Source organism: Microbacterium sp. Bi128 (assembly GCF_918698205.1).
Window position 1 is genome coordinate 1 of sequence record NZ_CAKKMM010000359.1, and the last position, 4,413, is coordinate 4,413.

Annotated in this window: 6 protein-coding genes; 1 reads left to right on the forward strand and 5 read right to left on the reverse strand. The window is 68.9% G+C overall.

The genetic code is table 11. The features are described from left to right. Window positions 1-669 (forward strand): FUSC family protein (locus tag LQV45_RS18940; RefSeq protein WP_230008344.1); only part of this gene is annotated, 669 nt, incomplete at its 5' end. Window positions 670-681: 12 nt separating this feature from the next. On the opposite strand, the gene LQV45_RS18945 is transcribed toward LQV45_RS18940, so the two are convergent. The 5 genes from LQV45_RS18945 to LQV45_RS18965 all read right to left on the reverse strand — a co-directional run. After that, a complete protein-coding gene (locus LQV45_RS18945; RefSeq protein WP_230008345.1) occupies window positions 682-1,464 on the reverse strand; it encodes an SDR family oxidoreductase in 783 nt (260 codons plus the stop codon). Between the two features lie 25 nt (window positions 1,465-1,489). After that, complete coding sequence (locus LQV45_RS18950; protein WP_230008346.1) at window positions 1,490-2,254, reverse strand: hypothetical protein; 765 nt, start codon at window positions 2,252-2,254, stop codon at window positions 1,490-1,492. A 123-nt stretch (window positions 2,255-2,377) separates the two neighbouring features. Further along, window positions 2,378-2,722: a GNAT family N-acetyltransferase gene (locus LQV45_RS18955; RefSeq protein ID WP_230008347.1), complete on the reverse strand. Its 345-nt coding sequence runs from the start codon at window positions 2,720-2,722 to the stop codon at window positions 2,378-2,380. Beyond that, window positions 2,719-4,059: an acyltransferase gene (locus tag LQV45_RS18960; protein WP_230008348.1), complete on the reverse strand. Its 1,341-nt coding sequence runs from the start codon at window positions 4,057-4,059 to the stop codon at window positions 2,719-2,721. The genes LQV45_RS18955 and LQV45_RS18960 overlap by 4 nt, the downstream gene beginning before the upstream one ends. Before the next feature lie 122 nt (window positions 4,060-4,181). Further along, window positions 4,182-4,413, reverse strand: a 232-nt coding sequence (locus LQV45_RS18965) for a class II fructose-bisphosphate aldolase (RefSeq protein WP_230008349.1), incomplete at its 5' end; no start/stop codon positions are given.

The following is a 4,413-nucleotide window of genomic DNA, read 5'->3' on the forward strand; positions in this document are numbered from 1 at the left end:
GCCCTGGGCGCGTGCGCCTCCGTTCCCGCCGCCGTCCCCTGGCACACGGGCGTTCTCATCGCCGCGGGATCGGCCGCGTTCTCCATCATGGTCGGCTTTGGCGGCTGGTTTGTCGGCCGCACCTGGCAGCGCGGGAGGCGGCGGGACGTCACAGTGCTGCGCGGGGCCGGGCGCCGGGCGGCGTGGCTGCATGCCGCCCGCTACGTCACCGCTGTCGGCGGCGCCGGGACCCTGGGGGTCCTCAGCGGCAGCGGCCACCCGCACTGGGCCATGGCCGCGGCGGCGGTGCCGCTTGCCGGTGCGGACCTGCCCAGCAGCGTGTACCGCGGCGTCCACCGGATCGTCGGGACACTGGGCGGTCTCGTGGTGGTCGCGGCGGTCCTGTTCCCGTGGCCGGGGTCACCGCTGCTGGCCTTCCCCGGGCAGGAGGCCGCCGTCCTGGTCTGCCTGGTGATCGTGTTGCAGTTCAGCACCGAGCTGTTCATGACCCGGCACTACGGCCTTGCCATGGTCTCCTTCACCCCGGTGATCCTGCTGGTCGGACAGCTTGCCGCGCCGGCCGATCCCGCCGTGCTGGTGACCGAACGGGCCGTCGAAACACTCGTGGGCGCCGCCGTCGGGATCGCCGTCTTCGTACTGATCCGCCGACGGCGCCTGGCCGTCCACTGATGTACCCGGCGGCTACTTGGCGCGCCGCGCCGGCCCGGCGATGAGCTTTGAGGGCAGCACCCGCGAAACCGAGGTCAGGACTTTGTAGCGCTTGCTGGGGATCGAGACGGCCTTGCCCTTGGCGTTGTCCGCCAGTCCCTCGCTGACCACTTGCCGGGCCTCGAGCCACATCCAGCGCGGCGTCGCCGTCTTGTCCATCCCCATCCGGTCGTGGAACTCGGTGTGGGTGAAGCCGGGGCACACGGCGGTGACCTTCACCCCGCGCGCCGCATAGGCCATGTTGGCCGAGCGCGAGAAACTCAGCAGCCAGGCCTTCGCTGCGGAATAGGTGCCGCGGGGCAGGAAGGCCGCCACGCTGGCGACGTTGATGATCCTGCCGGACTGGCGCCCGAGCATGCCTTGCAGGGCGGCGTGGCTGAGCTCCATGGCGGTTTCGACATGGAGCTTCAGGTGTTTCTTCTCCTCGGCAATGTCGTTGTCCTCGAAGGGCCGCAGCAGGCCGATTCCCGCGTTGTTGACCAGGATCTCCACCGGCCGCGCGGGGTCGGTCAGGCGCGCGACGACGGCGGCAATCCCTGCGTCGTCGGTCAGGTCCGCGGCGATCGTCTCCGTCGCGGTCCCGTAGCTGTTCTCCAGCTCCGCAGCGGTGGCCGCGAGGCGGCCGGCGTCGCGGGCCACGAGCACCACGCGGTGGCCCTGCTCGGCGAGCTGGCGGGCGAACTCGGCGCCAAGGCCTGCCGTCGCGCCCGTGACCATGGCTGTGCTGCCGGATGTAGAGGCTGTTTGAGGGTTCATAGCGACAGCCTAGTCTCGTCCCGGCTCAGGCCAGGGCCGTGTCCTGCGCCAGTTCGTCCCCTGCCGGGTCACCGTCATCGAGCAGGTGGCGGTTTTGAAGCTCTTCGGCCGCAAGCTCGTACCAGGTGTGCGCCCCGAAAGAGGGGCTGCTGGTGTCGAGGTGGCGGTAGAGAGCGTCCGCGAGCCGGCACAACGCCGTGTCGGACAGTGCCCGGACCGTGGCCACAGGATCCAGCGTTCCCTCGAAGTACTCCGAAAGCGCCAGCCCGTCGATGGAGCCAAGGTCGCTGGCGCCGCCGGTTTCCGCGGCCAGCGGGCTGTTGGCCTCCCCCAGCCCGGAGTCGGATCCGGAGCCGGGCCCGACGTCGAGCAGTCCGGCAGCTTCGCTGTCTCCGTTCCCGGCGACGGCAACAGGGGCCGGGCGGTCGTCGGTGTCGAGTCCGGCGAGGACTTCGGCGTCGGCGCCGACGTGCACGAGGCAGATTGGCAGCACCGCCGGCTCGTCGAGGGTGAAACGAAGCGGTCCGGACTCTGCGGAGCCCCCGGCATCGGGAGAGGGCAGGTGTCCGGCATCAGCGAGACGCCGGAGATCCAGCAGCACCTCAGGGTCCAGGTGGGAGGCGCCGTGGAGATCGATGACCACGGCGGCGCCCGGTTCGAGGCGGCAGGCGCGGCGCACAATGTGCAGGAGGGTTGCTGAGTCAGACTGGGTAACGCAGCCGGTAATTTCGAGGGTGACCTGTGCGGGATCGACGTCCACCCGGACAAGCACACGCAGTTTATGGTTCATGGGGTACTCCAAAGTCACCTGTCCAAGAGCCAACTGCATAACTCTGGTCAAACTTTACGAGGTTGGTCCGCTGCCCACAAGCGGGCAGGCCGATGACTTCGTTCCGGCCCCCGCGCCAGGCGCTCAGGCTCCCTCTGGGACCCGCTCCGGCCAGTCCACATACTGGTGGTACGACTCATGTTTGCGCAGGTAGCGGTACATGAACGGGCAATTCGGGATGATCCGCTTGCCGGAGGCAACCACGTCATCGAGGGCGAAGTGCGCCAGCACTTTGGCGAGCCCTTGGCCCTGGAACTGCTCTGCGGTATCCGTGTGGATAAAGTCGATATGGCCCGGCCTGTCGATGAAGCGCACCTGGACGGCCAGCTTCTCGCCGACACGGAGTTCGTAACGGTGCAGCTCGTCGTTCCGGGTGGTGGAGACGTCCGGGGTGAAGGTGTCTTCCGTGGTTGCCGAGTTCTCCGTCATGGTTCGACATTGGCACTTAATGGCGGGCGTGGCAATGGCGGTTCCGATCCGCCCTGCCCGTCAGGTGGCGTCGTGAGCTGAACCGGAATCCGGCCCAGGAGCACGACGGCGAGCGCGAAGCAGGCGGCACCCCCGCCGAGGAGCCCGGGCGTGAGCCCGGTGAGCGCGGCGTTGACTGCCGGAACAAAAACGGCGACTGCGGCCAGCAGCACGGCGGCCGCCGGTCGGCTCGGCGACGGGCCGGACGCCGTCGGCCGCTCCTCCAGCCTGCCAAACAATGCCACCACCGGCAGCAGCAGGGCGATGACCCCCAACAGCACCAGGGGCCGCCCCCACCACCAGGCCGCACTCCCTCCGTCGGGCTGCGGGAAATCCGTCAGCAGCAGCAACCCGGACATCGCCGCCAGCAGGGGCAGATGCCACAGATAAACAGTCATGGACCGCCGGCCGGCCACGCCCATCATCCGGCGCACCCCGGCCACGGACGCGATCCGGGACAGCACCGGCCGGAAGAGCTGGAGGGCGGCGGCCTGCGAGATGCCCAGGAGCAGCAGCGTCACATTGGGCGGATTGAGGTTCACCAGCATGTTCCCGGAACACAGCCCCAGCAGGACTATCAACCCCAGCAGCATGTTGCTGGCAACCATGATGCCCAGGTGCGCCGGCCGGCCCGGCAGCAGCCGCGGGCCATCCGCCACGATGAATCCGAGCTGCTGCACGGCGCACCACAGGAACAGCATGTTCAGGTATGCCAGCAGCGGCAGCACTCCCCGCAGGCAATCGACCGTCACCACCAGGGCGGTGAGGCCGGCGAAGGTCAGCCATCGCGCGCGGGTGTGGAGGGCCGCCAGCCAGGGAAGGTTGAGTTGCGCGGCGAGGTACGCGGCCAGGAACCACAGCGGCATGCCGGCTCCGCTGGTGAGCAGCTCGATGACCTGAGGGTCAACCCCTGCGAGGCGGGCCGCCGACAGGCCAACGAACATGACCGCCAGCAGGACGGCGGCCGGCCGGATCAGGCGCAGCAGCCGGGCCTGCATGAAATCGAAGGCGTTGCCGCCCCTGGCGCGGAGCCGGCGCCAGGACTGCAGCCCGGTGATGCCTCCGGCCACAAAGAACAGCGGCATGATCTGGAAGACCCACACCACTGGTTCAAACCAGTGCTGATCGCCCAAGGTGTTCTCGGACGTCACGGTGCCGTCCGGGTGCAGTACGGGACTCACCATCATGGTGTGCGCGACCACCACCAATGCCAGGCAAAAGAACCGGACAAGGTCGATCACCGGGTCTCGGTCCGGCATCGGCGCCGGGTCGCCGGTTGGCCGCTGCTGCGCAAGCATGGCACCCCTCGGGAAGACAGGCTGTGTTGCCATCATTGTCGGGCCGCGGCGCCCTGGCTGCCAGAGCAGTATGGCCCGGATGCGCGCCGGCTGCGGGCCATACTGCTCTGGCAGTCACAGTGTCAGCGCGAGAGTGTGGCCAGGGCGGTGGCCGCGAAGGTCCTGGCCGAGGCATTCCACAGGCCCAGCAGTGCCTGGAGGTTCTCGCCGTCGGCCCGGTGCGCTGTGGTCTGTTCCTCAAGGACCGCCAGGACGCCGGTGCGCAGCTCCGTGTTGAAGTTGACCTTGCCCACGTTCATCGCGGCGGCCTTGACCAGTTCCTCGGCCGGAATGCCGGAGGCGCCGTGCAGGACC